Source organism: Micromonospora sp. NBRC 110037, assembly GCF_001652995.1.
In the GTDB taxonomy this organism is placed as follows: Bacteria; Actinomycetota; Actinomycetes; order Mycobacteriales; family Micromonosporaceae; genus Micromonospora; species Micromonospora chalcea.
Genome location: NZ_BBVA01000005.1, coordinates 110,016 through 135,308, shown reverse-complemented (window position 1 = coordinate 135,308; position 25,293 = coordinate 110,016). Strand labels below are relative to the sequence as shown.

The following is a 25,293-nucleotide window of genomic DNA, read 5'->3' as shown; positions in this document are numbered from 1 at the left end:
TACAGTGTCCAGACATCCAAAAATTTAAGACTATGTCTCTCAACGGGGGTTGGGTGTTCCATGGCTCGAAAAGAAGGCCGTAGTAGGTCAGTCGGCACCGTAATCGCATTAACCGCTTTGATGCCTGCGGTCGCTTTGATGCCGACGACGCCGTCGTTCGCTGCCGAGATTCCATGCAGCTCAACCTTGTCACCAAGCGAGATCAAGTCGGTCGGCACTTCTTGCCAATTGGCTTCGGACACCGTCGTCCGAGTCGCCGAGGGTCTCGAGGTTGCAGTTCCGGAGCCAGGCATGGTCGCCATCGTGCAGGTTCTCCGGACGCCCGGCTCGACGGGCCCGAGCGCTGCTTCTGTCTATCGGGCGACCGACGGTCAACTGGCGTTGCAGATCGACGAGACGCCCGCGCTTGGATCCACTGCCACAGCGGGCGCCCTCAAGCGCATCCTCGCCAAACGTGCAGAACCAGCCACCAAGCACCCAGAACCAGCCGGGGCAGCGAAGACTCAGTCATCTGGGCTCGCAGCTGTGCCTACGTACTGCGGAAGCTCCTACGAATACAACTTCAGCGGCGGCGTATGGCAGCAATCTGTGTTTCCGTGGACCTACAACAGCCGGTCGCAGCCGGCCTCGGACGCGCTTCAAGCCATCAAGTACGGCTTCCAATTCATAACTGACACTTCTTCCGCATGCGGCACGTACTACACGTTCGCCTTCCCCGACTATCGAGGGTCAACCACCCGCTACACGTGGGGAACGAGGGACAACGGAAATGTAGTCGGATGGGCCGGATTTGATCCGGACATCTTGGGAGCCACCTACTCGTGGGTCGACGGCTCCGGCCTCAGAGTAGAGGTCGACATAGCATTCAACAACCGGGTCACGAACTGGTTCACCGGCCTTTCCGGGACTGTCCCTGCGGGGCGTTTCGACCTCATCTCCGTTGCCACGCATGAGGCTGGGCACGGCTTTGGCTTGGCGCACTACACGGGCAGCTCTTATCCGGTGATGTTCCCGACGCTCGGCACGGGAGTGAATAAGCGAGTCAAGCGAAGCGGTGATCTTACCGGGATGGGCACCTTGTACTGACAGGCAAGCCGTAGTACTCCGGCGTCGCTCGGCTTCGGCGTTGGGTGTGGCGAGCCATGAGGACGGCCACCGCACGTTCATCGATGGTCTGAGGACCGCCGATGAACGTGCGGCGGCCGTGTGCCACAGTCGGCTACAGATCCCTGCCGGCCGCCGTTGTGGACCGGTCAGGCTCGGGTGCGCTGCCGCTGCCGGGTCGACACGACCGCGACGACAGCCATCAGGACCGCGACGACCAGGGACGGCAGGGCGTCCGGCCGGCGCAGCAACTCCCCCGTCAACCCGCTGTTGTCCAACTGGTGGAGCGTACCCAGCAGGAGGGTGGGGACGACGGCGATCAGCAGCCGCTGGTCGGCCGTGGCCACCCACAGGAAGGCGGCAATCCCGGCGACGACCATGACGGCGACGACGATCCGCGGACCGGCGTCGGCCATGCGGAGGCCGCCCGCGGGGATGAGATGCAGGGCGAGGATGCCGGCGGTGACCAGGACGGCGTTGGCCCGGGGCGCCGGCGGCACGTCCGCCGGGCGCCGCAGCCCCAGCACGATCAGCGGCGCGGCGACGACCGGCGCCCACCACTGCGGCAGGCCGTTGAGGAACAGGTACTGCGAGATCACGGTCGGCACCACCGCCGCGGTCACCGCCAGAACGGCGGCGGTACGGGCGCGGCCCGCGACGAGCGCCACCAGCGCGGCGATCAGCACGATCTCGTGGATGCCCTGATTCCGCAGGACGGTCAGAGGGTCCGAGAGTCCGCCGAACTGGAACGCCTCGACGATGTCGTCCAGGCCGATGAGGACACCCAGCGCCAGCACCGCGATGGCGCCCAGGTGGATGCCCTGCCAGAACAGCACGGCGGTGGGCCGGGGCGCGGCGCCGCCGCCGTACACCCGCAGGCCGCCCCGGATGAGCGATGCCGCCTGCCGGAGGCTGGGCCAGCGGCGGGTGGTGGGTTCGTCGCCGATCAGCGTGTCGATCAGCTCGTCGGCGCGTTCGCGGCGGTAGTCGGCGGGGTAGGCCCGCAGCAGCATCCGGTAGCGCTTCTCCAGGACATCGGAACTCATGCTGGTCTGATCCTCGCGGTAGAAGGGTGACGGGCACTTGCCTGCGATTGGACCCGGCGCGGCAGGCGGTCCATGACCACCCGGGCGGCCTGGGCGAGCCGGTCGGCCTCTTCGGTGAGTACGAGACAGCCCTCGTCGGTGAGCCGGTAGTAGCGACGGGCACGCCCGTTGACGATCTCCTCACCGTCGGCGGTGACGAGGCCCTCGCCGAGCAGCCGGTCGATCACGGAGTACAGCGATCCGGCGGCGAGGGTCACCCGCCCGTCGGACAGCTCTTTGACCCGCTTGATCACGGCATAGCCGTGGAGCGGCCCGCCGAGCAGAGCGGCGAGGACGAAGTACGACGGTTCCCGTAGCGCGGGACGCGAAGCCGATCCCATGAGCCGAATATACAACCAACTTGAGTATCCGTCCAAGGTGACTGTTCAAAGTGACCCTTGCTCAAATTGTCTTAATGATTAAGGTAATTGCATGGGCACATCGACGGACTTCTCGGTGGCGATCGCCGGCGCCGGCCTCTCCGGCCTCTGCCTCGCCCAGTACCTGACGCGCGCCGGCATCGACGTGCACGTCTACGAGCGGGACCCGGGCCCCTTCATCCGGCGGCAGGGTTACCGGATCATTCTCGACCGGTACGGGCTGGAGGCGCTTCGCGAGAGCCTGCCCCGCTCGCTCTACCACCTGGCGCTGGCCACCGGCGACGAGCCCGGCGGTCACCTGCGCTTCACCAACAGCCGGCTGCGGGACGCCTTCACCATCACGTTCAAGGACGAGCCGGGCGCGACCCGCCAGGTCGACCGGCTGACCCTGCGGTCGATCCTGCAGTCCGGGTTGAACGGGCGCATCCACTACGGCAAGGACGCCGTCGCGGTGGAGAGCGGCGGCCCGGCAGGGCTTCGACTGCGGTTCTCCGACGGCGAGGCCGCCGCGGCAACCGTCGTGGTGGGCGCGGACGGCGTCGGCTCGGCCCTGCGACCACAGCTCATGCCGGACGCGGACCCGGCGAACACCTCGATGGCGGGGATCTACGGCCGCTCTCCCCTGCTGCGCAACGGCGAGAGCGTCATCCCCGACGCACTGCGTACCAGCGGGGTCCTGGCCATCGCCGACCGGCCCGGCAGCGCCTTCTTCTTCACCTCCATGCGGTTCGGCGAGAGCCCGCAGGCGGCGTTCGCACGCCTGGCCCCGGGCAACTACGCGCCCAGCGGCGACGACTACGTCATGTGGGGCCTGCTGCTCCGGCAGGAGGAACTGCCGGCCGACGTCCGCGGGAACCTGCTGGCGCTGTGGAAACTGGCCGACCGATTGAGTACGGACTTCCATCCGCTCATCCGGCGCCTGGTCGACACCGCCGAGCTGGACGCCACGGTGCTCAACCTCTTCGCCACCGGCCGACGGCCGCACCGGTGGGCGGTGCCACGGGCCACGATGATGGGTGACGCCGTACACGTCATGCCACCGTTCGGCGCCCACGGCGGCAACACCGCGCTCCGCGACGCCGCCCTGCTCGGCCGCCGGCTGGTCGAGGCGCGGGCGGGCGCCACCTCGGCGGAGGAGGCGATCGCCGCCTACCAGGACGAGATGACGGACTACGCCTTCCGCGCCGTCGACACCGCCTCCGGGCTGATGCGCCGCCTCACCGGGGGCGCGGCCGCGCCACACTGGGTGCTGACCCGCGTGCTACCTCGGCTGCACCGGGTCACCGTGCCGGAGGCATGATTGCCCGCATGTCCCACGATCCGGCCCGCGCCTCCGCGATCACCGACCTCATGCGCGCCGGGCGGGAGACGTCGCGGCTGTCCATGGTGTTCCGGTACGCCATCGCGGAGCGGCTGGGCCTCGCCGTGAGCGACCTGGAGTGCCTGGACTACCTGGCGGACATCGGCTCCGCCACCGCGGGGCAGATCGCCGAGCGGACCAGCCTCACCACCGGTGCGGTCACCAGCATGCTCCGCCGGCTCCAGCAGGCCGGTTACGTGACGGCCGAGCGCGACCCGGCAGACCGGCGGCGTGTCGTCGTCACCATACGGCCGGAGCGGATCGCCGACCTGGAGCGGCCGTACGAGCGTTTCGCCGAGCGGGCGGAACGGCTCGTCGAGGGCTACAGCGCCGAGGAGGTCCGGCTGCTGGTCCGGCACCACGACCGCCTGCAGGCGATGTACCTCGCCGAGTTGGACCACCTCCGCGACGGCGACACCGAGTAGCCCGGCCGTCGCCCGTGACGACGGCGCGCCGATGGGCTCCCTTGGGAAGTCGTCCAACCTGCCGGGGAGCGGCAGTCATCACCTGTGAGGTGGGACGCTCTCCATTTGATTGCCGACGTAGACCTCCACCAACTCCCCCACCGTCCGGGGGAAGATCTCGTCCTCCAACGCGAGGAAGGGATCAAATCCCATCGACTGTTCGAGCCGCGTAACGAGGACGGCGAAGGCGAGACTGTCCAAGCCGCTGTCGGCCAGGCCGCTCTGCAGGCTGACGTCGCCGTCCTCGCCCCCTTCCTCTTTGATCAGCTTGACCACTTCACGAAGAACGATCTCCGCTACACGTTCCCGCTCGAGCACTGCGCCACCTTCCCTACGTGTTTGTCCGTCCACATTTCCGGTCCGGGCCTCATGCGGTGGAGCCGCCGTCCACGGTGATCAGCGTTCCGGTCACACCGGCGGCATCCGGGGAAAGAAGGTAGGTCACTGCGGCGGCCACTTCGTCGAGACGTGCGAACCGGCCGATCGGACTGCGCCCCTTGATGCGCGCCTGGCTCTCCGCCCCCAGGGCGCCGGTCATCTCGGTGTCAAGGAAGCCCGGCGCCACCGCATTGACCGTCACGCCGCGCCGCCCTACGTCGCGGGCCAGCGAACGGGTGAACCCCTCCAAACCCGCTTTCGCCGCCCCGTAGACGGACAGACCGCGGAATCCCGTCGAGGCAACGATCGAGGAGACGTTGACCACGCGTCCCCGGCCCGCTGAGATCATCGAGCGGACAAGATGCTTCGTCAGAACCATCGGCGACACAAGGTCGAGTTGCACTGTTTCCCAGATGGTTCTGTCCTTCACCAGCGGCAGGAGACCGTCGGTGCCGCGAGCGGCGTTGTTCACCAGCGCGTAGGGGGCGCCGTGCGCCTCCACGATTGCGCGTGCCAGGCCAGGCAAGGACTCCAGATCACTCAGGTCGGCACGGACGTGGACATAGCCCGGACCCACCTCCTCCGGCTCGACCTCGCGGCGGGCCAGGCCCACCACCCGGTATCCGTCGCTGCCGAGCCGCCGGGCCACCGCCCGCCCCAGGCCACTGCTGGTTCCGGTCACTACCGCGTACGGACAGTCGCCGCGGGGATCCGCCTCGTTCACGCTCTGCTGACCTTTCCGGTGGGCGACAAGAAGAACTCGGTTACCGCGGTGATCGAGGCGGGAGTATGCGACCGGGGCAGATGGTCGGCGACGAATGACCGCAGGGCCGACTGCAGTTCGTCGGGGTCGAGCCCACTGCCGAGAGGCGAAGGCACAACCCGGGCGGTCAGGATCCAGCCCGTGATCGGGCTGCGCCTGGGCGTCACCACGGCATCATGTACTGCGGGATGCCGCCGGATCAGCTCCTCGACCCGCTCCGGCGAGACCTTGTCCCCTCCGACGTTCACCGTCTGCGACTTCCGGCCGACGAAGTAGACCCGGTCACCGCGAGGCTCGACGAGGTCGCCCGTGCAGACGAATCCGTCCGGCTGCGCCGTGCTGCTTCCCGGCGCCCGGACGAACAGGACGCCGTCGCGGATCTCCAGTGCCACACGGCCGGGAGCCGGCTCGAGAAAATGCCGGGGGAAACCTTCCCTGCCGTCGCTCACCGAGAAGGCGGCACCGGCCTCGGTGGACGCGTAGACATGCGTGACGCGCGCATCGAACCGCCGCCGCAACGCATTGATCAGCGACTGTGTCGCGATCTCACCACCCAGCGTGATCTGTTGCAGCCGGAGGTCGTCACAGGCCCTGCTGCGCAGAATCATCCGCCACATCGTCGGAGTCGCGGACAGTGCGTCGATGCCGGCTCCGGCGAACAGCTGGAGGCGCTCGTCGAGCCCGGCGGCGTGGTGGGCGTCCACCAGGGTGTCGCCGTGGATCGCCTGGAGGACGACCTGGATGCCCGCCATCCGGGTAGGAGAGAACAGGAGACCCCACCGCCGCTGCTCGCGGTCGCCGGGATTCCGCGCCGGGCGTACCGGGCGAATTCGCCGCGTCAGCGAGTCGAGACTGTGGTCGGTCGGGGTGGGCGTCCCCGTCGTGCCTGAGGAGAAGACACGCCAGAGCGTACGCACGTCGGTGCTCGCGTCCCCGGCCGACAGTTCGCCGTGGGATGCGTAGGCGGCAGCTGGGGCATCAGCCCCGGCCTCGCGCAGGACCACCGCCTCCGCCGAGCCTACGGTCGGACTCAGGTCACCCACGAACTCGACCCGGGCGGCCCAGCCCTCGAGTGCGACGATGGCTGAGGCGACCAGGCGGGAACTCTGCCCCACCAGGGCCACGGTCGCGCCCCGGGGTACGCGACGTCGCAGGCCGAGAACGTCAGCGTGCAGGTCGTGCGAGGTGAGCGGCGGAGACCGGCCGTCGATGACGACCGGACGACCGACGGCAGCGGCCCCCGCTCCGCCGCGCGTCCCGTCATGGTCTGTGACTTCCACCTCAGGGCCGTTCATCCTGCTCCCTCACTGCACCGCGGGCCCGGCGCCCGACCGGGGCGGATCGACCGGAGCGTGAACTCGTAGAAGATCCTGCCGTCTTCGGTGACGCACGGATGAGCCGCGAACATGCCCTCGCGACTCGCGCGACGTAGCACCCGGTTACTGCCGGACCCGCAGCAGAACGCCTTGTACTCGGGCGTGAAGAAGAGGTCGGACAACAGGGCCATGGCCGGGTCGAGAATCTTGACCTCCCCGTCGGTGTCCACGAGCCGTACCCAGGAATGCAGGCCCAGGCGTGCGCCTCCGAAGATGTAGCCCGACTCCTGCTCGGCCGCCACACCACGGTCCAGCAGTTCAGACATCAGTACCTGACACAGCGAGTCGCAGTCGCCGACGCCCCGGTGCCTGGTGCCGGCGACATCGGAGGACAGGGTCATGGGTGTGAAGTGGAAGCGGTACCGCCGCAGCAGGTCGTCCCAGACCTCCCGCACCCTCGGGTCTCGCACCGTGGCGGTGTTCCCGGTCAGTTCGACCCTGCCGCGCCACTCCGCCCTGCCGGCCTGGATCTCTTCATGCTGCCACTGCACGTCCGGTAGGACAGGCGCGCTCCACTCGGACGACGGGCAGTGCTCCGCGCGGGGACACTGGGCCCAGCCGACGATCTCGTAGGCCCGCGCGGAGACCCAGTCCGCGCCGTACGACTTCAGCATCCTCGCGAAGAAGATCATGATCCGCTCCGGACTGCTGCGTCCGGTGCCGCTGAGCAGGCCAACGTTCCACACGTCGCAGTAGTCGTGTCGGCCGTCCTCCTCCACGAGGCCGGCGGCAACCAGTTGCGCCAGTTCCTCGGGCGTACACCGCAAGGTGTCCAGCGCCTCGGCCCTGCTGATCCACACCCGGTGCTCGGGTGGAGTCGGCACGACGTCCCGCAGCCCTCCGAGGAGACTCATCCGAGGGCTCCGAGAGACTGGACGACGGAATCGGCGTGGCGGCCGATGTGTTCGCACATCAGTGACCGGAGCTTTCATATCGTGAGAGCCCGTACCGGAAGACGGTCGTCCCGATCCACAGGCAGTAGATGGCGACGACCGGCGTCAGCAGCCCCAGCCAACGAGCCGGCCCGTGCGCGAGGACAGCCGCGGCGGGGAAGAAGCTCATGAACGCATAGGGCAGGACGACGGTAAGGGTGATCCGGACCCCAAGGCCGTAGATGGTGACCGGAAAACGAGCCAGTTCCCCGAAGCTGTGCATGGAGAACGCGAACATGGAGTACGGGGAACGCAACCAGAAGGCGGCGCAGTTCGTGAGGAGGTTGAGCCCGATCTTCACACCGGCCGCCGCAACCACGAGCAGCAGCCCGAGCGCGACGCGACCGACGTTCCAACTGACGTCGACGTGCCGCACCGCGGCGATCAGCAGACCGGTGCCGAGGACGAGATTGCCCAGTCCGTTCATTCCCACCGCGGAGCTGAGCACCTGGAGGACCGGTGGATAGGGCCGCAACAGCATCGCGTCCAGCTGTCCGAAGTTGACAGTCACCGCGAGGGTCCAGGCTCCCTGCGCGACCAGCACGCTCAGCCCTTCCGCGACGACCACCAGCGCGTAGATGAGCACGACTTCCCAGAACTGCCAGCCGTTGATCTCCGGGATGCTCCGGAAGATCGCCCACAGGAAGACCACGCCGACGGCCTGCACGAGAACTGCCGACAGGCTCATGATCCAGAAGTCGGCCTCGTACTGGAGAGTGGCGCGCACCTGGGCACCGAGCAGACGGCGGTAGAGCCACAGCGCTCGTCGTGCTTCAGCCACCATGGACCGTCAGCTTCCGAGCGGCGGCCGACCACATCAACCGCGCCAGCCACCACAGCGCGACCGCCCAGGCCGCCTGCACCAGCACGGCGGTCGTCGCGTCGCTGCCGTCCAGTGAGCCGGTGTAGAGCAGCGCCGGGGTCGACGCCATTCCGACAAACGGCAGGTACGTGGCGATGACCCGCATCCACTCGGGCAGGAAGGCCAGCGGTACGAGTGCCCCGGAGAACAGCGTGATCAGGGCGATCCGGGCGGCCTGCACACCCACGTAGTTCTGTGTCCAGAAGACGAGCAGACCGCTCAGGTACACGATTCCGAACCGCAGGGGCAGCACCAGCAAGGCGGACAGGATGAACAGCGGCAAGGTGTCCCGGTCCGGCGGCGACATGCCGCCGAAGATCGCGGCGGCTGCCAGGACGACCACGATCGCCGTGCCGGCTTCGTAGACGGCGAACCCGACGCTCTCGGCCAGGCGCGACCACTGGTAGTCGACCGGCCGAACCAGGTCCATGGCCACGTCGCCCTGCTGGATGCGGTTGGCCATTCGATAGTCGGTATAGCTGGACACCAGCGAACCGACGACGAACGCCACCAGCAGGTACGCCTTCATCTGCGGCCAGTCGAATCCTTGCCGAGGGCCGGCGGCGAGTGCCGAGCGCCACAGGTACAGCATGGACAGGACGCCGAACGCCGAGGCCAGCATGCCGAAGAGGAAGCTCGTCTGATAGGCGAGAAGGCTCTTCAGCGCCATCCGGGCCATGCTCCGATAGGCACGTATCCGGCGTGATCGGGTATCAGCCGGCAACGGCACCGCACCGGCGGTCACGAATGTCATGACACGGTCTCCCGATCGACCCCGCCGCCGGGCTCGGGCCGCAACTGCCCCGCGTACACCTTCCGGACGACCGTCTCGATGGCCGGCTCGTCGATGTGCATGTCGACGATCTCCGCCTCGGCGAGCACTGCCGCCAGCACCTCTCGCGCGCCGAGCGTCATCCGGTCGAAGGTGACCGTGAGCTCGCGGTCGTCCGACCCCGCGCGGACCTGAGCGCCCGGCAGTCGCGCGGCGATCCGATCGACGCCCGGCAAGCCGGCGGCCAGCTCGAAGGACATCGACCGCTCGCGGACATGGGTGTCCTTCACCGACTGCAGGTCACCGTCGTACACCACACGTCCCGCGTCGATGATCACGATGCGCCGGCAGATGTCCTCGATGTCGGCGAGGTCGTGGGTGGTGAGCATGACCGTCGTCCCGTCCGCCACCAGCCGACGCACGAAGGAACGCACCCGGTCCTTCACCGCGATGTCCAAGCCGATCGTCGGCTCGTCCAGGTAGACGATCCGCGGTTCGTGGAGCAGCGCCGCGGCGAGGTCGGCCCGCATGCGTTGCCCCAGCGACAACTTACGGGCGACCACCGGGAGAAGGTCGGCCAAGCCGAGGACGTCGTCGAGGCGGGCCAGTGTCTCCCGGTACCGCGCGGCGCCCAGACCGTGCATGTCCCGCAGCAGTTCGAGCGAGTCACGTACGGGCAGGTCCCACCACAGCTGCGTTCGCTGCCCGAAGACGACGCCGACGCGTCGCGCGTTCTCCACCCTCGCCCGGTACGGCACCAAGCCGTCGACGAGGACCTGTCCAGCGGTCGGGACCAGGATCCCGGAAAGCATCTTCACCGTGGTGGACTTGCCGGCGCCGTTCGGACCGACGTAGGCCACTGCCTCGCCCTGTGCCACAGACAGATCGATGCCGTCCACAGCGACGTGCTCGGAGAATCTACGCTGGAGCAGGTGCCGGAGGGAACCGCGTAGCCCCGGCGCCTTCTCCGGCTTGCGGAAGACCTTACGCAGTCCTGCGACTTGGATCAATGTCACCGGACGAGCATGCACCATTTCCATCGCCGCGCCAACCACCTTGCCCCGCACGGATGCCAGCGATAGCCTTCGACGCAAGCCTCTCTCTGAATCGAATTGTTTTCGGTGTCCTGTTCAACGGAGAAGATGTCACTGCGGGACGGAGAAAAATTGGAAATTCGTTTTCGTGCGCCGTCCGGGCGAACCGCCGATCTGACCTGGGGACAGCAGAGGATGGCGCAACTGATGGCGGATCTCCAGCCGAACAACGCCTCACTCAACCTCAAGTTCGCTCACCGGATCAAGCCGGGTCTGAAAGCCGACGAGGTCGCGTCCGCCATCAGAGGAATGGTCGAGGCCTGCGAGTCCGCGCGAACCCTGTTCGAGCCGGACGCGCCCTCCGCACAGCAAAGGGTCACAACCGAGGGAGTCCTGCACGTCGCGGTGATCACCGCCGTGACAGCCACCTTCACATCGGCTCTCGAATCGGCAGCCGAGCTGGCGGGCACCCCGTTCGGGGCCGACGACCTCCCCGTTCGCGTGGGCATCCTGACCGATCGGAGTGGCCCGGCCTTCGTCCTGCTGGCCATCAACCATCTCGCGTCGGACTACCTCGGCGCTCACTGGATGACCTGGCACCTCCGCCACGTCCTCCAGGCTGACTTCTCCGACGGCGAGCCGTCGGCGATCCACCCCGTCGATGTCAGCCACTGGGAGAGCAGTGAGGCCGGCCGGCGGGAAGGGGCCCGTGCGCTGCTCCGGCACGAACGGAGCCTTGCACGCATGCCTCAGAGCATGCTGCCCCGGCTCCCGGTCGAGCCGTTGCATCCCCGCTATCGGTACGTGGTGATGCAGACGTCAGCCGGCGCGTGGTGCCTGAGTCACCTGGCCAAGCGGCACGGGGTCAGCGAGACGGCGGTCGGCCACGCGGCCCTCTCCCTCGTGCTGGCCCACGTCAGCGGGCTGAGCCGGGCTCACCTCCAGGTGTGCGTCAGCAACCGGGCCGGTCGGGACACGGCTGCCGTGGTGGGTTGCCTCACCCAGGACGTTCCCACCTGCGTGGCGATCGACGACGCCGACTTCGACGCACTGCTGCGGCGATCCGCCGGCGCCATCCACCACGCGACACTGACCGGGCGCTTCCCGCACCGAGGCCTGATGGAGGTGCGCGAGCGCGTCGAGAAGCGACGCGGCTTCCCGCTGGATCTCTCCTACTGGCTCAACAGCCGACTGTTCGTGCCGCTCCCCGCGGAGGCACCGAACGCCGCGCGGATACGGGAGGAAGCGGCCAGGACCTCCGTCCGGTGGCTGGGCGGCGACCAGTGCAGCACGAGCACCCTCTTCTGCTACCTGGACCGCCGCGACGACATACTCGAAGTGCTGATGCTCGTCGACACCGCCTATGTCGCTCCCGCCGAGGCGGAGCAGTGGTTGCGTGCGTTCGAGTCGATTCTCGTCACCGCGGTCCTGCGACCGGAGCTCAGCGCGGACGCTCTCGTCGCGGAGACCGGCGTCGTGTCGTTCCGCGCGACGGACGACTGGGTCAAGATCGACCACAGCTGGATCCACCTACCCACCACGGCGGCACGCCTGCATGCGGCGCTTCCGGGCATGACCCTACGACTTGCGATTGAGACTCCCGGTGGTGAGGCTTCCCTGGTGGCGATGGTGGCCAGTCCTCGGAGCGGCCGCGAGACCAGCGCTCCTTCCGACACCGTTGTCGTCGAGGCGCTTCGTGGCTGCCGGGTCGGCATGCGCCCGCACCGGTTCGTCTCGAGGGCAGGGGATGTACAGGACTGATCGGCGACGTGGACCGCCTCGCGGCCCGGGTGCCCGGGCACGCGAGGACAGCAGGCCGCAGTCGCTCTCGAACCGGTCGGCGGCGCCCAGGTCGCCATGGCCCTCTCACTCCCGGAAGTTACGGAAAGGCACCGAGAATCCCGGCGCGGCAGTGATGCGGTTCCGCAGCTGCGCACGCGACACCGGGTCGCACGGCATGCCACCCGCGACCGCGTAGGTGACCCCCTGCCCTACACCACAGCGAGACCGACCGCCAAGCAGGGAAAAGAGCGTCGACGCATTGAATCCGAGAAATTTCCGGGTGCCGCGGGGCACCTGTGCAAGCGGTCAGAAGCTACAGTTGCACATGCCGCGGGCCGCCAGAGTACTCAGGATCGGCCCACTACCAGCGGCATCACCGGAGCCCGAAATTTCCGACAAGTTGTTCTCTGATTTATCGGACCGGTTCCACTCACGAGAGGCGACGACTGAGCCCAAGAAGAGCCGGTCAGCGAGGCATCAGCAGCTGTTCACGGGGAGGACAGGTTGATCGACGCCAACGATCCGCTGCAGGTTGTGGAGAGCTGGACCGAAGGAAGCCAGCAGGAGGCCGTATCGGTACCGATCCGGTCGCTCCTGCCCGGTCAGGGCCCCCGCCGGCACGGGGTCGACGAGACGCACGTACAGCTGTTGGCCCAGTCCGAACTCCAGCACCCGCCGATCCTGGTGCAGCGCAGCACCATGCGCGTCATCGACGGGATGCATCGTCTGCAGGCGGCACTGCTCCGTGGTGCGGACTCGATTCACGCGCTGATGCTCGACGACGACGACCAGATGGCCTTCCTGCGCAGCGTCACGAGCAACATCAAGCACGGCCTGCCGCTGACCCTGGCCGACCGCCGGGCGGCGGCCGAACGTCTGCTGGAGATGTTCGCGCATTGGTCGGACCGGTCACTCGGCCGCGCCACCGGGCTGTCGGCCAAGACGATCAGCACATTGAGGCAACGCAGCGGCCAGCCGATGCCGGCCGAGCGGACCGGCCGGGACGGACGGGTCCGGCCGACAGACGCCGACGCCGGCCGGAAAGCTGTCGTCGCGCTCCTGGCCGAACGACCTGATGCTTCGCTGCGGGAAATCGCCCGGTTGGCCGGCGTCTCACCGAACACGGTCCGCACCATACGCCGCAAACAGAACGACGGTGCGGCGGGTTCACCGTCGCCGGCACGGGCACTGTCCGCGGTCAAGGAGCCGCCCGGCGCGCCCGAGCCGAGCCGGGACGTCACCGCGTTGGCGCTGGAGAACCTCGCCAAGGATCCGTCCGTGCGCTACACCGAGGCCGGGCGCACCCTGCTGCGCATGCTGCATCAACAACTCAGCCTGGTCTCCGACCACGACATCATCAACGCTCTTCCACCGCACTGCCTCCCGCTGGTGGCCCGCCTCAGTCGCGGACTGTCGCAGCAGTGGGAGCAACTCTCCGCGCGAGCGGCGATCCGCGTCCAGACCGAGGTGGGTTGAGCGGCCAAACCCGCCGACCGTCCACACGCCGCGATCGTCCGCCCCACCGCACCTCAGCCTTGGCACTTCTTCGGCCACCGCCCGGCGCCGGGCGGTGGCCGGACGCTCGCTCGTCGCGTCGACGTCGAGGCGCAAATATGTCCGGAAGAGCCAGGACTGCGCCCGCCGCAGCTGCACTCATTGACATAGCTAAATAGCCCTGTAATGCTTTTTGCATGATGACAACCACCGCGCAGGAAATGTCCGCGCAAAACGCAGAGGTCTCCCTCAACGAGACCGCCGAGGAATCGTCCATCGACAACATCGAGGGTCTCTTCGAGGAGGTCGACCTCTTCTCGACGGCCCTCATCCAGGGCGGCTGCACCGGCGGCTTCACGTCCCTGTGATCCAACTGTCGCGTGCTAACCGGCCGTCTTTCGGCCGGTTAGCACGCGCTTTCCTGTCATCGGGCAGCCGTATCCGCGAACGCCGACAGGATGTCAATCATTCAGGTTGTCCAGAAAGTCAACCGGTCGGAGCGTACAAGAGATAGGACCCTGCTTTGGAGACGCTAGCTGAGGCTGCCGCAGAAAACGGCACCGACGCCCGTTCCGCAACGTATCGCGCGCACCCTCTTGTGCGCATCGAGCCGGCGGCCAGTGACCTGTGGCTCATCAGCCGAGACGACAGGTTGAACGGACACAAGGTTCCCGCGTCGGCTGCGGGTCTGCTCGTTGCCGCCTTCGCTCCGGGAACCATCTATTCCCTGTCGGAGCCGATCATGGCGGCGATCGGCTCCGTGCGCAGGGCCGAGCTGATCGCCGAGTGGCTGGTCGCCCACGAGTACCTGGTGCGCGATGACGACGCCGAGGCGATCAAGACGCGGCGGTGGCTGGAATCGTGGGCCGAGAATGGATGGCGGGCCGCCTCCCGCTATCACGCGCGTACTTACGGATACCCCTTCGAGTTCTACGAGGCTGACGGCAACTCCGCGGAGGACGTACGCCGGATGGTCGCGTACAACGCGCAGCAGCCCGACGTCGATCGGGCCCGGCCCCGGCTGCACGACCAGGAGAAGGTGTACGCACTGCCGGACCCCGCCCCGGAGTTGTTCCCCGCGACCGCTTCGGCGGCGACGAACCTTGCGGTAGCGGCGCAGCCGCTGGACTACGACCGCCTTGCGTCGCTGCTCTCCCTGCTGACCCGACCGATTCGTCAGGCCAGGATGCCGTTCGCGGAATCGGCCAACCTGCTGCGGAAGACGAGCCCTTCCGGCGGTAGTCGTCATCCGACGGAGTTCTCCGTCGTCACGCATGCCGTCGACGGGATCGACGACGGTGTCTACCAAGTCGCGACCGTCGACGGCGCGCTGGACCGCATGGATCACCTCGACGCCTCGTCACGCGACCTGGCGGACCTGTCGGGTATCGCCGACGACAACCGCCCCTACGCACTCATATTCTTCAACTCCTATTTCGCCCGGAACCGCTACCGCTACCGGGAACCAAGGACCTTCCGGACGGTGCACATGGATGTGGGCCACCTCATGGGTACTGCCGAGTACCTGAGCCGCGCGAACGGTTGGGCGGTCCGGCATGCCCAGCACCTCGACGGCAAAAAGGTCGCGGACGCGCTCGGCACCGACCACCGCGTCGAGGCGACAATCGCAGCGACTCTCGTACACGCAGCCGATCAGCCTGCAGAAAGCCGGGATTGATGTCCACGACATGGTCGCCACTCCTCGTCATCCGACCCGACCGTGACGCCGCCGTTCTCGAAGACTCCCAGTCGGCGCAGTCGGTCCGCTTCGACGCCGCCGAACTCGCCCGGAAACTCGTGTCGGACGCCCCCGAGGTCGGGGCCCGCGAACTGTCTCCGTCGGACGACCTCGATTCGATCTCGACCGATTGGGTCACGAACGGGTGGCGTCCGAGCCTCGACTACTTCAACTGGTCCGAGCAGATCTCGGAGAGCAGGCGGGAGGCCCGGTATCCGGCACGCGGCAGTCAGGCTCAGCCGACGCGTCCAGCGACGTCGACGCCGCAGTGGAACTGGGCAGAAGAAGGCACTACGGCCGGCACCGGCGGGGTCAGCGTCGGTGAACTGCTGGTACGACGACGCACGGCCCGCCAGTTCGAGCCGGAGCCCTTGTCGCGGGAGACCGTCGCCGCCATCTTCCGCTGCTTCTCCGCGCTCATGGCACCCTTCGAGCCGTCCGGCTCGCTGGCAGGCGTGCGTATGGCCGCCGTCGTGTACGCGATCAACGGCGTCGATTCGGGCATCTGGGCTCTCGACCTCGCCGGCGAGCGAGCCGATCAGCTGACCTCCGGCAGCTTCCGCCAGGAGATGGCCGATCTGATGTGCGGCATGCAGGCACCCATGACGGCAAGCGCCACGATCGTGCTGATCGTCGACTTCCCCCGCCGCCAGGAAATGTTCCCCTACGAGAGGGCCTTGCGCGAACTGTACGTCGAGGTAGGTCGAGTCGCGCAGAAATTCATCATCGCGGCGGAGTCGTACGACTGCGGCGCGCTGATCACCCCGGCGACAAATGACAACGTGCTGGCGGAGTTGCTCGGGCTCTCGGATGACGAGGCACCGGTCTACACCATCACCTTCGGTCGGAAGACCAGCAGGAAAGGCTGACCCACAAAAAATGGCACTCACCGCTGCGGTCGTCCGCGATGATTGGAAATGCGTCCGATTCACGAGTCCTTTCGACGGGCTCTTCGGCTCTGTCGTCGAGGCGGACGACGACGTGCTCGGCGTCGCGTGGGATCTTGACCCCGCACGGGCGGACGAGAGAGCACTGGGTGAGGCTGTCGAGCGCGCCGCGCTGCACGAGCCAGCCCTCGCACCTGTGCGTGCGTCCGCGAACGAGCTCGGCTCGAAGGCCATCCGTCTCGACGACCGGGCGACCTTCAGCCCGGAACAGTGCTCGCAAGAGCCGCTGCTCCGCCCGTTCGCATGGAACGCGCACTCCCAGAACACCTGGGTGACGATGCAGTCTCCGCACGGCGAGGTGTTCGTACCCGCCGACGTCGAGCGGATGCGGGTCCACGACTCGGATCCGACCCGCGTCAAACCGATGACCTCGATCGGCGCCGCCTGCGGGGTCGACTGGGACACGGCCCTCACCCGCGCGCTCACTGAGGTCGTGGAACGGCACGCCGTTGCGGCGGCCGTCTACTCCGGGCGCCGCGCGGCCCGAGTCCGTCCCGGCGACGACCGGTACTCCGTTCACGACATCGCGGAAATTCTCGGCGGTGCGGCTGACGTGGTCGTCGGGCTGCTGCCCGGCAGCCATTTCGGATTGCAGGTCGCGCTGGCCGCCATCGTCGGCACCCGCGACGGACTGCCGGAGGTGGCCTTCGGGTCGGCCGCCCATGCGGACGCGGCGGATGCGATCCGCTCAGCGGCGATCGAAGCGGTGCACATCTTTCACCTCGGCTGGCGTCTGCTCCGCCGGGGAGACCCCGAGGAGCGGCCGGTGGGCATCAACACCCGGGCGCTGTGGTGGGCGAGGCACGGGCGCGCCCACCTGGGCGACTACTTCGTCGACCAGGTGGCTGAAGCCCAGGGCCCGACCTCGGGCGGACGTACCTGGACCGAGATCGGCGATGCCATCTCCGCAGAGGGGTTCCGCTGGGCGTACAGCGACATCACCCCGGCATGGGCCGCCGGCGCCGTGGTCGCTCGCGCGGTGGTCCCTGCCCTGCTCCATCTCCAGATCAATCCGTTCCCGCTGCTTTACGCTCCGCGCTTCCCGTCCGAGGTAGAGGCGTTCCTCCGTCGCTCGGGTGGCGGGGTGAACAATGACCATCCGTTTGTCTAGTCCAGGAACTCCGGCGGAACCGGTGCCCGCGGTCGTCGAGGAGCGCCAGATCGCCGACGCGCCGTTCACCGGCGGCGGGGTGCCTGGCGCGTCGCGGCATGGCGGAGGCCGGCCGGTGCTGCCGACCGATCAGGCCGTCGTCGTCTTCGAGTCGGGTGGGTGGCGGTCATATCCCACGTCCGGCAGTGATCGGGCACCGTGGCAGCAGCACGGATGGGGCGCCGCCTTCGACCTCGTCAGCGACGCGATGAGGAACGGCTCGTCGCCGCGCACGCTGTCGATGCCCGAGGTGCTTCCCGACCCGTCGAACATGGGAGCGGTGGTCGAGCACTACCCGCCTGTCGTGAGCGGGGCACGTCTGTCGCCCGCAGAACTCTTCGGTGCGGTGGGTCGGTGCCGCCGGCGGTATGCGGCGAAGGGGGTCGGGTTCCACGTCGCGGTTGTCGACGCCGGCGAACTGGGTCCCGGGTGGTACAGCCCGGACGGGACCCTGCTGATCCCGAGAAGCCGGCACGACCTCGGCGAGGAGTTGTCCTCCCTCCTTCCGGTCGCGTACGGCCGGGCGGAGTTCGACGTCGGCGCATCGGTAGTCGTATCAGTGTCCGTCGACGCCGAGCGGGACGCTGCCGACGAGTACATGGAGCAACTCTGGATCGGAGGACTCGCGATAGGCGAGCTCGAAGGGTACGGCTCGGACCTGGGATGGGCGACACGCGGCAACTATGCGGTGCTCGCCGGGTTCCATGACGTCGTCGGGCTGGACTCCGGCAGACAGTTGGCTGTCGGTGCTGTCTGCTGGGCAGGGCTGTGACATGGGAGCCGCGTACACGTGGGCTGCGGGAACGACCATGGAGAACGAGGGCTCCGACACCATCCGGATCAGCGCACCGGCGCTGGGCCGGTCGTGGCGCCTGGACGCGGGCCGCGTCGAGCGGCTTCTGCACCAGGTCGTCGCCGAGGAGTTCGAGGACCCGGCCGTACAGCAGTTGATCCGCCTCGGTCTCCTGGTCGAACGCGAAGGTGCCGACGGCACGTCGTGGGGGCCGGTGCGCCGCTACCACGCCTGGAGCGGAATCGATCATTTTCGCGACGGAGCGGATTCGACTGGTGGCCTCCGGGCATCGGCGCTGCGGCTGTTCTCGCAAGACGACCTCGATGCCCTGCGCGAGCCGGCTGTCCCCCAGGGTCGCCGGGAGCAGATTCCCGAACCGTGGGCGGCGGTGGTCTGGACCGCTCTCACCCGGGTGCGCGCCAATCGCCGGCGGTTGCGCGAGGCGGTGCACCCGGCCGAGCTGCTCTACAGCTACGGAGCGGCCCACGGGCTACTGATCGTGTCACGCGTGGACGGTCGCGTCCTGGTCACTGTGGCCGACCCCGCCTCGTACGGTTCAGGAGTCCGCCTGGCGTCCATGGACGCCGCGGCGGATCCGCGACTTGACGTCCTGGCTCCCCTCGCCATCGGGGTCTTCGGCGATCTCGCCGCCTACCGGAGACGCTATCGCCACGAAAAGGCGTTCCGCGGCTTCCTCGTCGACGGCGGACGGCTGAGCGCGGAGGTCGCTCGCGCTCTTCGGGCGAAGGGCGTCAGCTCGACCACCCGCACGGGCTTCACCGACCCCGCTCTTCTGTCAGCGCTCGGCCTCCAGCCGTTCGTCCATCACCTCGCGGCCGCCTACGTCGCGGACGAGGAGGGCGCCGGCCACCGATACGTCGCGACCCGGGTGGCACCGTGACGACGAGAGGGGCAGGTGGCGCGACGGACCGTTGCACGGGGACGTTCGGGCTGCTCGAGCGCGTAGCCGGGGAGGTTCCCGACCGCCTCGCGCTGGTCGAACCGTTCGTGCGTGGTCTCACCTTCGCGGAGTGGTTGCACGACTCGGTGGCGCTGGCCGCGCGCCTTTCCGAGGCAGGGATCACCAGTGGCATGCGTGTCGGTCTGCTGTTCGACCGCAGGCACTGGATCGATCTGTGCGTCGCCTACTTCGCGGTGCAACGGCTGGGCGCGGTCACTGTCACCGTCTCGGCGGGAGCTCCGGTGTCCGTCCGCGACTTCATCACCCAGGACGCCGGCATCTCCGCATGGATCGCTGCGGACTCGTCGCCGGTGGGGAACGGCCCGGGCGGCGATCCGTATCAGGTTCTTCCGGTCGAGCCTCCGCGCTGTGGGGACCGGGTTCCCCCGCCGGCGACGACCCGCCCCGAGCAGACGGCCGACATTCTCTACACGTCCGGCACGACCGGCCTGCCCAAGGCGGTCGTGACGCCGCACGCGCTCTTCACGGAGGTCTACGCCCGCCCGCCGTCCGCTCACGGCGGCATCGGCCCACCGATCCTGCACGCCTTCCCGATCGGTACGGCGGCCGCGCTCATGATGTTGTACGCCCCGTTCCAGGGCATCGACGGGCCCGGGCTCACGCATCCCATCACCAGGGCGGTCGCGGCGCTGCCGGAGTTCAACACCAATGACGTGTGCAAGGCGGTCGCCGACTGTCAGGTCACCCTGTTGTTCCTGACGCCTGCCATGCTGGCACATCTCACGACGCTCACCTCGTCGCAACGTGAGATGCTCGCGTCTCTGGAGGTAATCCACTGCGGTTCGGCGCCGCTGAATCCGGCTCATGTGGAACGAATCCGCCGGATGCTGCCGTCCGTTCGGGTGGTCAACGCGTACGGAACCACCGAGGCTTGGCCCGCGATGGTGGAGATGCCGTCAGCGGGCGCGGATCCCGATGTCGTCGGGAGACCGGCACGAGGCACCCGGATCCGCATCAGGAGCCTGGAGACGGGGCTCGTCGTCGGCCCGGGCGTCCACGGCCGCGTGGAGATGTCCTGTCCGCGGTTCCGCGGACGCCGCTCCTACCTGCACGACTCAGTGCCCTCGAAAACCTTCCTTCCGGACGGCTGGACGGCGACCGGAGACATCGGTCATCTCGACGAGGAGGGCAACCTGCATCTGAGCGACCGCGTCTCTGACGTCCTCAACGTCGGCGGGGAGAAGCTCTCGGCACGCCCGGTCGAGATCGCCCTCCTCTCGCACCCGATGGTCGAGGCCGCGGCCGTGCTCGGACTCCCGCATCCCCGGCTGGGTGAGTACGTCGCCGCGGTCGTGGTGCTCCGGCCGGGCCGGACGAGCCTGAACGACATTCGCGTGCACCTGCTCGAGCGTCTGCCACCGAAGCAGATACCGCGCCGCGTGTTCGCTGTCGGATCGATGCCCGTGACCGAGAACGGCAAGATCCTGAAGAACGATTTAAAGAATTCGATTGCGCGCGGCGAGGGCACGCTTTCGGAGCTTCGCTGAGGAGAGCGACGTGGATTCGTCTGAGGTACTCGAAACAGTTAGCGGATTCTGGCGGGAACTGCTGGAGACGGATGCGGTGGACGTCGACCACGATTTCATCGCGGCGGGTGGAGACTCCCTCCTCGCAGTGGAGCTGTTGGCGCGGCTGGAAGGAACCTTCCCCGACGCCGGCTTCGACGACCCCGCGAACGTCGGCTGGCTGACGATACGAGCGACCGCCGAGCAGATAGTGGCGAGGAGTTCCACCCGGTCGGCGATCGATGCCGGCTCCGGCGACTGAGCCGAGGCCGGTGCGCGCATGCCGCCGACCACTCACCTGACGGGGAAGGGAGCGCTGTGGATGATGCGCGACGTGCTGACGGCCCCGGTGGCTGACGGAAGAGGTGAACGGTGACAGCCGCGAAGCAGAAGCCCGTGTCCCGCGACCGCTGCGGCGGTGACCGTCACGTCGACATGCGGGCGGTGATGGGTGCGTTCGCCACGGGCGTCACGGTGGTGACGTCCGGGCGGGAACTCCCGCACGGCATGACCGCCAACGCGTTCACGTCGGTCTCGCTCGACCCGGCGATGGTGTTGGTGTGCGTAAAGCAGTCCGCCGCAATGCACAGCACAATCCTGGCGAACGGGATGTTCGCGGTGTCGATCCTCGCCGCAGGACAGGAAGAACTGGCGCGCTACTTCGCCAGTCCCAGCCGGCCGCGCGACGAGCGGGAGTTCCGTACCGTCGATTTCCGGCCCGGCGAGCACACCGGCTCCCCCATCATCGAGGGCAACCTCGGCTGGGTGGAGTGCGAGCTCGCCGCCGTGTACGAGGGCGGTGACCACTCCATATTCCTCGGCTCGGTGCTGGACATCGGCCACGGCGACCGCACCGACGCACTGGTGTTCCACACCGGGCGGTTCAGTGTTCTGGCCACGGACGTCCACGGGGTTCGCTGACCCGCCGCTCGGCCCGCCGCCGGCCGATACGAAGGGCCGGGGCCACGACGCACGGCCGAACGGGCGGCGTGCTCGTGGCCCCGGCGCTCCTCATGCCTTACGCAGCCAGAACGTCAGGCCGAGCGTCTCGTCGGTGAAGGACGTCGCGTCTGCCCACGTCGGCCGCCCGAGGGTGAAGTCCGTCGCGAGCACCTCGTCGGCCACCAGCTTCTGATGCTCCGTCAACGCCGTCAGGGTGTCAGCGGTCGCCTCGTAGCGGAGTTCGATGCGATCGGCGACCTCCAGGCCGGTGGCCTTGCGGGCCTCCTGGATCTGGCGGATCACGTCCCGCGCGATCCCGGCGAGGCGGAGTTCCGGCGTGATGTCCAGATCCAGCGCCACCGTCGCACCTGCGTCGTTGGCGACCGCCCATCCGGCACGTGGAGTCTCGGTGATGACGACCTCGTCCACCGTGACGACCACCGCCTCACCGTCCACGTCGACGGTCGCCTCACCTCTCGTACGGAGGGCGTTGGCGAGGGCGGTCGGCTCGGCCGCCATAATCGCCGCGGCGACGCCTTGGACCGCCTTGCCGAACCTCTTGCCCAGGGGACGGAAGTTCGCCTTCACCGTCGTGTCCACGAGTGAACCGCTGGTGGCCGTGATGGGTGCCACCGAGACGACATTGAGCTCCGACGCGATCTCGGCGAGGAGTTCCGCCGGCAGGTCGGCGAAACCTGCCGCGGACACGACCGCGCGGGACAGCGGCTGGCGCGTCCTGATGCCGGAGTCGGCGCGGGCGGAGCGGCCGAGTTCGACGACCCGACGCACGAGAAGCATCTGCGCCGACAGTTCCGGGTCGATCAGGGACAGGTCACCGGTGGGGTATGCGGCGAGGTGCACGGACTCCGCCGCACCGGGCGTGACCGGAACCACCAGGTCCTGCCACACCCGCTCGGTCACAAACGGTGTGATCGGCGCGAGGAGGAGCGTCAGGGTGGACAACGTCTCGTGGAGCGTGGCCAGGGCGGCCGGGTCGCCGTGCCAGAAACGCCGGCGGCTGCGGCGAACGTACCAGTTGGAAAGATCGTCGATGAACGTGGACAGCAGCCGGCCGGCCTCGTGGGTGTCGAAGCGCTCCATCGCGGCGTCCACGTCGCGTACCAGGCTGTTGAGCTCCGACAACAGCCATCGGTCCAGCAGCGGGCGGCTACGGGGCGCGGGATCTGCCGCCGACGGCGACCAGCCGGCGGCACGGCCGTACAGCGCCCCGAAGGACACGGTGTTCCAGTAGGTCAGAAGAGTCTTGCGGACGACTTCCTGAAGCGTGTTGTGCCCGACGCGCCGGGCTGACCACGGGGAACCGACAGCGGCCATGAACCAGCGCACCGCGTCGGCACCGTGCTCGTCCATCAGCGGGATGGGTTCGAGGATGTTCCCCAGGTGTTTCGACATCTTGCGGCCGTCCTCGGCGAGGATGTGGCCCAGGCAGACGACCGTTTCGTAGGCCGACTTGTCGAAGATGAGGGTGCCCACCGCCATGAGGGTGTAGAACCATCCCCTGGTCTGGTCGATCGCCTCCGAGATGAAGTTCGCCGGGTACCGCTTCTCGAAGAGTTCGACGTTCTTGTGCGGATACCCGAATTGCGCGAAAGGCATCGAGCCCGAGTCGTACCACGCGTCGATGACTTCGGGCACCCGGCGCGCGGTGGCGCCGCATCGGCAGTCGAAGGTGACGTCATCGATATAGGGACGGTGGGGATCCAGCTCGGACAGGTCGGTCCCGGCCAGCTCGCTCAGCTCGGCCAGCGAGCCGACGCAGGTCAGGTGGTTGTCCGGGCAGCGCCAGATAGGCAACGGCGTGCCCCAGTACCGACTGCGGGACAACGCCCAGTCGACGTTGTTGTTCAGCCAGTCCCCGTAGCGGCCGTACTTGATGTTCTGCGGCTGCCAGGTCGTCGCCTCGTTCTCGCGCAGCAGCGCTTCCCGGATGGCCGTGGTGCGGATGTACCAGGACGGCTGCGCGTAGTACAACAGCGCCGTGTGACAACGCCAGCAGTGCGGGTAGCTGTGCTCGTACGCCTCCTCGCGGAAGAGCAGTCCACGCTCGGCGAGATCCGCCACCAGGACCGCGTCGGCACTCTTGAAGAACGTGCCGCCGACGAGCGCGAGGTCGGACTGGAACGTGCCGTCCGGACGGACGGGGTTGACCATCGGAAGACCATACGCACGGCACGCGGCGAGGTCGTCAGCGCCGAATGCCGGCGCCTGGTGCACCAGGCCGGTGCCGTCCTCGGTCGTCACGTACGTCCCGAGGATGACGAAGTTCGCGTCCTCGACCTGGACCAGGTCGAATGGCCGCCGGTAGGTCCAGCGTTCCATGTCCTTGCCACTGAAGGAGTCGCCGACGACGGTCCATCCCTCACCGAGTGCGCTGCCCGCCAGCGCCTCCGCGACAACGAGCTGCTCCTGGCCGTCGGTCATTACGACGTAGGTGACGTCGGGATTGACCGCGACCGCGACGTTGGAGACCAGCGTCCATGGGGTCGTGGTCCACACGAGCAGGGAAGCCTGGCCCGCCAGGGGGCCCGAGGTGAGTGGGAACCGCACGAACACCGACGGGTCGGTGACCACCTCGTACCCCTGGGCGAGCTCGTGATCGGACAGCCCCGTCCCGCAACGAGGACACCAGGGCGCCACGCGGAAGTCCTCGACGAGCAGCCCTTTTTCGAAGATCTGCTTCAGCGACCACCACACCGACTCGATGTATTCCGGGTCCATCGTCCGGTAGGCGTCGTCCATATCGACCCAGTAGCCCATGCGTTCGGTCAGCCGGGCGAACTCGTCGGTATGCCGGGTCACCGACTCGCGGCACCGGGCGTTGAACTCCGCGATACCGAAGGCCTCGATGTCGCGCTTACCGGAAAAGCCGAGTTCGCGCTCGACAGCCAGTTCCACCGGAAGTCCGTGGCAGTCCCAGCCGGCCTTCCGCGCGACATGGAAGCCCTTCATCGTCTTGTACCGGGGAAAGACGTCCTTGAACACTCTGGCTTCGATGTGGTGCGCCCCTGGCATACCGTTCGCCGTTGGGGGCCCCTCGTAGAAGACCCATTCCGGCCGCCCCTGCGATCTTTCCAGGCTGAGGGCGAAGACCTTACGATCACTCCAGAATTTGAGGATGCCGTGATCGATATCGGGAAAGCTCGCCTGCGCGGGCACAGCGCGGTACATGGATCCTCCAACGAAGCGGTTACCGAACTTCGGTGGAGGGACGAGGCCCGGGCCCCGCGGTACCACCCTCCTTGGCCACAGCGCGCGGCCCTCTCGTTAAGTTGTGGTCGGGTCTACTCGGCGTGACGCCTTTCTTCCGACGGCTCCAGGGTGATCTTCCCGCTGCGCACACCCCCGGGCTTCCACCATCCCCGGGTCTCTGCTGGCTGCGTGCAGTGGTACTCGTCCCTATCGACGCCTTTCCGGGCCAGTGTAGCCCAT

24 protein-coding genes are annotated in these 25,293 nt (G+C 67.9%); 14 read left to right on the top strand and 10 right to left on the bottom strand.

From position 1 onward, the window contains the following. Positions 1-138: 138 nt before the first annotated feature. Entirely contained in the window at positions 139-1,086 is a 948-nt protein-coding gene (locus A4R25_RS31170) for a matrixin family metalloprotease (protein ID WP_157539110.1), read from the top strand. A 167-nt stretch (positions 1,087-1,253) separates the two neighbouring features. Here A4R25_RS31170 and A4R25_RS16915 read toward each other — a convergent pair whose 3' ends face one another. Then, positions 1,254-2,150: a hypothetical protein gene (locus A4R25_RS16915; RefSeq protein ID WP_064447352.1), complete on the bottom strand. Its 897-nt coding sequence runs from the start codon at positions 2,148-2,150 to the stop codon at positions 1,254-1,256. Beyond that, the gene (locus A4R25_RS16910) at positions 2,147-2,530 is read right to left on the bottom strand and encodes a PadR family transcriptional regulator (protein WP_043325311.1); all 384 of its coding nucleotides are present in this window, start codon (positions 2,528-2,530) and stop codon (positions 2,147-2,149) included. Before A4R25_RS16910 ends, A4R25_RS16915 begins: the two co-directional genes overlap by 4 nt. A gap of 91 nt (positions 2,531-2,621) precedes the next feature. Between A4R25_RS16910 and A4R25_RS16905 the strand changes: the two genes are divergently transcribed. Further along, positions 2,622-3,869 carry an NAD(P)/FAD-dependent oxidoreductase gene (locus tag A4R25_RS16905; RefSeq protein WP_064447351.1) on the top strand — a complete coding sequence of 416 codons (1,248 nt, stop codon included), beginning with the start codon at positions 2,622-2,624 and terminating at the stop codon, positions 3,867-3,869. An 8-nt stretch (positions 3,870-3,877) separates the two neighbouring features. After that, complete coding sequence (locus A4R25_RS16900; RefSeq protein ID WP_231915556.1) at positions 3,878-4,354, top strand: MarR family transcriptional regulator; 477 nt, start codon at positions 3,878-3,880, stop codon at positions 4,352-4,354. A gap of 78 nt (positions 4,355-4,432) precedes the next feature. On the opposite strand, the gene A4R25_RS16895 is transcribed toward A4R25_RS16900, so the two are convergent. The 7 genes from A4R25_RS16895 to A4R25_RS16865 form a co-directional block, all read right to left on the bottom strand. Continuing rightward, positions 4,433-4,711, bottom strand: a complete 279-nt coding sequence (locus A4R25_RS16895) for a phosphopantetheine-binding protein (protein ID WP_158559989.1) — start codon at positions 4,709-4,711, stop codon at positions 4,433-4,435. A gap of 49 nt (positions 4,712-4,760) precedes the next feature. Then, on the bottom strand, positions 4,761-5,495 hold the full coding sequence (locus A4R25_RS16890; RefSeq protein ID WP_064447349.1) for an SDR family NAD(P)-dependent oxidoreductase: 735 nt from the start codon (positions 5,493-5,495) through the stop codon (positions 4,761-4,763). Then, positions 5,492-6,829 carry an AMP-binding protein gene (locus A4R25_RS16885; RefSeq protein WP_082931051.1) on the bottom strand — a complete coding sequence of 446 codons (1,338 nt, stop codon included), beginning with the start codon at positions 6,827-6,829 and terminating at the stop codon, positions 5,492-5,494. Before A4R25_RS16885 ends, A4R25_RS16890 begins: the two co-directional genes overlap by 4 nt. Then, positions 6,826-7,710: a hypothetical protein gene (locus A4R25_RS16880; RefSeq protein WP_104114715.1), complete on the bottom strand. Its 885-nt coding sequence runs from the start codon at positions 7,708-7,710 to the stop codon at positions 6,826-6,828. Before A4R25_RS16880 ends, A4R25_RS16885 begins: the two co-directional genes overlap by 4 nt. A 112-nt stretch (positions 7,711-7,822) precedes the next feature. After that, positions 7,823-8,626: an ABC transporter permease gene (locus A4R25_RS16875; protein ID WP_064447346.1), complete on the bottom strand. Its 804-nt coding sequence runs from the start codon at positions 8,624-8,626 to the stop codon at positions 7,823-7,825. Next, complete coding sequence (locus A4R25_RS16870; RefSeq protein ID WP_082931050.1) at positions 8,616-9,458, bottom strand: ABC-2 family transporter protein; 843 nt, start codon at positions 9,456-9,458, stop codon at positions 8,616-8,618. The genes A4R25_RS16875 and A4R25_RS16870 overlap by 11 nt, the downstream gene beginning before the upstream one ends. Then, the gene (locus tag A4R25_RS16865; RefSeq protein WP_231915555.1) at positions 9,455-10,543 is read right to left on the bottom strand and encodes an ATP-binding cassette domain-containing protein; all 1,089 of its coding nucleotides are present in this window, start codon (positions 10,541-10,543) and stop codon (positions 9,455-9,457) included. The genes A4R25_RS16870 and A4R25_RS16865 overlap by 4 nt, the downstream gene beginning before the upstream one ends. Before the next feature lie 75 nt (positions 10,544-10,618). Here A4R25_RS16865 and A4R25_RS16860 point away from each other — a divergent pair, with 75 nt between their 5' ends. From A4R25_RS16860 to A4R25_RS16815, 11 genes are all read left to right on the top strand, one after another. Further along, positions 10,619-12,271, top strand: coding sequence for a condensation domain-containing protein (locus tag A4R25_RS16860; protein ID WP_157539108.1), 1,653 nt, complete (start codon positions 10,619-10,621; stop codon positions 12,269-12,271). A gap of 525 nt (positions 12,272-12,796) precedes the next feature. Then, a complete protein-coding gene (locus A4R25_RS16855; protein WP_082931048.1) occupies positions 12,797-13,768 on the top strand; it encodes a ParB/RepB/Spo0J family partition protein in 972 nt (323 codons plus the stop codon). Between the two features lie 215 nt (positions 13,769-13,983). Beyond that, on the top strand, positions 13,984-14,154 hold the full coding sequence (locus A4R25_RS31165) for a hypothetical protein (protein WP_157539106.1): 171 nt from the start codon (positions 13,984-13,986) through the stop codon (positions 14,152-14,154). A gap of 155 nt (positions 14,155-14,309) precedes the next feature. Next, positions 14,310-15,464, top strand: coding sequence for a nitroreductase family protein (locus A4R25_RS16850; protein WP_124778785.1), 1,155 nt, complete (start codon positions 14,310-14,312; stop codon positions 15,462-15,464). After that, entirely contained in the window at positions 15,464-16,393 is a 930-nt protein-coding gene (locus tag A4R25_RS16845) for a nitroreductase family protein (protein ID WP_064447342.1), read from the top strand. The genes A4R25_RS16850 and A4R25_RS16845 overlap by 1 nt, the downstream gene beginning before the upstream one ends. A 10-nt stretch (positions 16,394-16,403) precedes the next feature. Further along, positions 16,404-17,582 carry a YcaO-like family protein gene (locus tag A4R25_RS16840; protein ID WP_064447341.1) on the top strand — a complete coding sequence of 393 codons (1,179 nt, stop codon included), beginning with the start codon at positions 16,404-16,406 and terminating at the stop codon, positions 17,580-17,582. Further along, positions 17,563-18,393 carry a hypothetical protein gene (locus A4R25_RS16835; protein WP_157539104.1) on the top strand — a complete coding sequence of 277 codons (831 nt, stop codon included), beginning with the start codon at positions 17,563-17,565 and terminating at the stop codon, positions 18,391-18,393. Before A4R25_RS16840 ends, A4R25_RS16835 begins: the two co-directional genes overlap by 20 nt. Positions 18,394-18,430: 37 nt before the next feature. Beyond that, entirely contained in the window at positions 18,431-19,315 is an 885-nt protein-coding gene (locus A4R25_RS16830; RefSeq protein ID WP_157539098.1) for a hypothetical protein, read from the top strand. Next, positions 19,312-20,883 (top strand): class I adenylate-forming enzyme family protein, encoded by a 1,572-nt coding sequence (locus tag A4R25_RS16825; RefSeq protein ID WP_064447338.1) that lies wholly within the window; start codon positions 19,312-19,314, stop codon positions 20,881-20,883. Before A4R25_RS16830 ends, A4R25_RS16825 begins: the two co-directional genes overlap by 4 nt. Before the next feature lie 10 nt (positions 20,884-20,893). Then, a complete protein-coding gene (locus A4R25_RS16820; protein ID WP_069087898.1) occupies positions 20,894-21,163 on the top strand; it encodes a phosphopantetheine-binding protein in 270 nt (89 codons plus the stop codon). A 110-nt stretch (positions 21,164-21,273) separates the two neighbouring features. Continuing rightward, a complete protein-coding gene (locus A4R25_RS16815) occupies positions 21,274-21,822 on the top strand; it encodes a flavin reductase family protein (RefSeq protein WP_051611124.1) in 549 nt (182 codons plus the stop codon). A gap of 90 nt (positions 21,823-21,912) precedes the next feature. On the opposite strand, the gene ileS is transcribed toward A4R25_RS16815, so the two are convergent. Further along, on the bottom strand, positions 21,913-25,032 hold the full coding sequence (gene ileS / locus A4R25_RS16810; protein WP_064447337.1) for an isoleucine--tRNA ligase: 3,120 nt from the start codon (positions 25,030-25,032) through the stop codon (positions 21,913-21,915). Positions 25,033-25,293: the final 261 nt, after the last annotated feature.

Coding starts and splice junctions, on each gene's coding strand:
- A4R25_RS16860 (WP_157539108.1), top strand. CDS start 10,619: ATGTCACTGCGGGACGGAGAAAAATTGGAAATTCGTTTTCGTGCGCCG.
- A4R25_RS16875 (WP_064447346.1), bottom strand. CDS start 8,626: ATGGTGGCTGAAGCACGACGAGCGCTGTGGCTCTACCGCCGTCTGCTC.
- A4R25_RS16840 (WP_064447341.1), top strand. CDS start 16,404: ATGGCACTCACCGCTGCGGTCGTCCGCGATGATTGGAAATGCGTCCGA.
- A4R25_RS16835 (WP_157539104.1), top strand. CDS start 17,563: ATGACCATCCGTTTGTCTAGTCCAGGAACTCCGGCGGAACCGGTGCCC.
- A4R25_RS16885 (WP_082931051.1), bottom strand. CDS start 6,829: ATGAACGGCCCTGAGGTGGAAGTCACAGACCATGACGGGACGCGCGGC.
- A4R25_RS16900 (WP_231915556.1), top strand. CDS start 3,878: ATGTCCCACGATCCGGCCCGCGCCTCCGCGATCACCGACCTCATGCGC.
- A4R25_RS16915 (WP_064447352.1), bottom strand. CDS start 2,150: ATGAGTTCCGATGTCCTGGAGAAGCGCTACCGGATGCTGCTGCGGGCC.
- A4R25_RS16870 (WP_082931050.1), bottom strand. CDS start 9,458: ATGACATTCGTGACCGCCGGTGCGGTGCCGTTGCCGGCTGATACCCGA.
- A4R25_RS16905 (WP_064447351.1), top strand. CDS start 2,622: ATGGGCACATCGACGGACTTCTCGGTGGCGATCGCCGGCGCCGGCCTC.
- ileS (WP_064447337.1), bottom strand. CDS start 25,032: ATGTACCGCGCTGTGCCCGCGCAGGCGAGCTTTCCCGATATCGATCAC.
- A4R25_RS16845 (WP_064447342.1), top strand. CDS start 15,464: ATGTCCACGACATGGTCGCCACTCCTCGTCATCCGACCCGACCGTGAC.
- A4R25_RS16830 (WP_157539098.1), top strand. CDS start 18,431: ATGGAGAACGAGGGCTCCGACACCATCCGGATCAGCGCACCGGCGCTG.
- A4R25_RS31170 (WP_157539110.1), top strand. CDS start 139: ATGCCGACGACGCCGTCGTTCGCTGCCGAGATTCCATGCAGCTCAACC.
- A4R25_RS31165 (WP_157539106.1), top strand. CDS start 13,984: ATGATGACAACCACCGCGCAGGAAATGTCCGCGCAAAACGCAGAGGTC.
- A4R25_RS16910 (WP_043325311.1), bottom strand. CDS start 2,530: ATGGGATCGGCTTCGCGTCCCGCGCTACGGGAACCGTCGTACTTCGTC.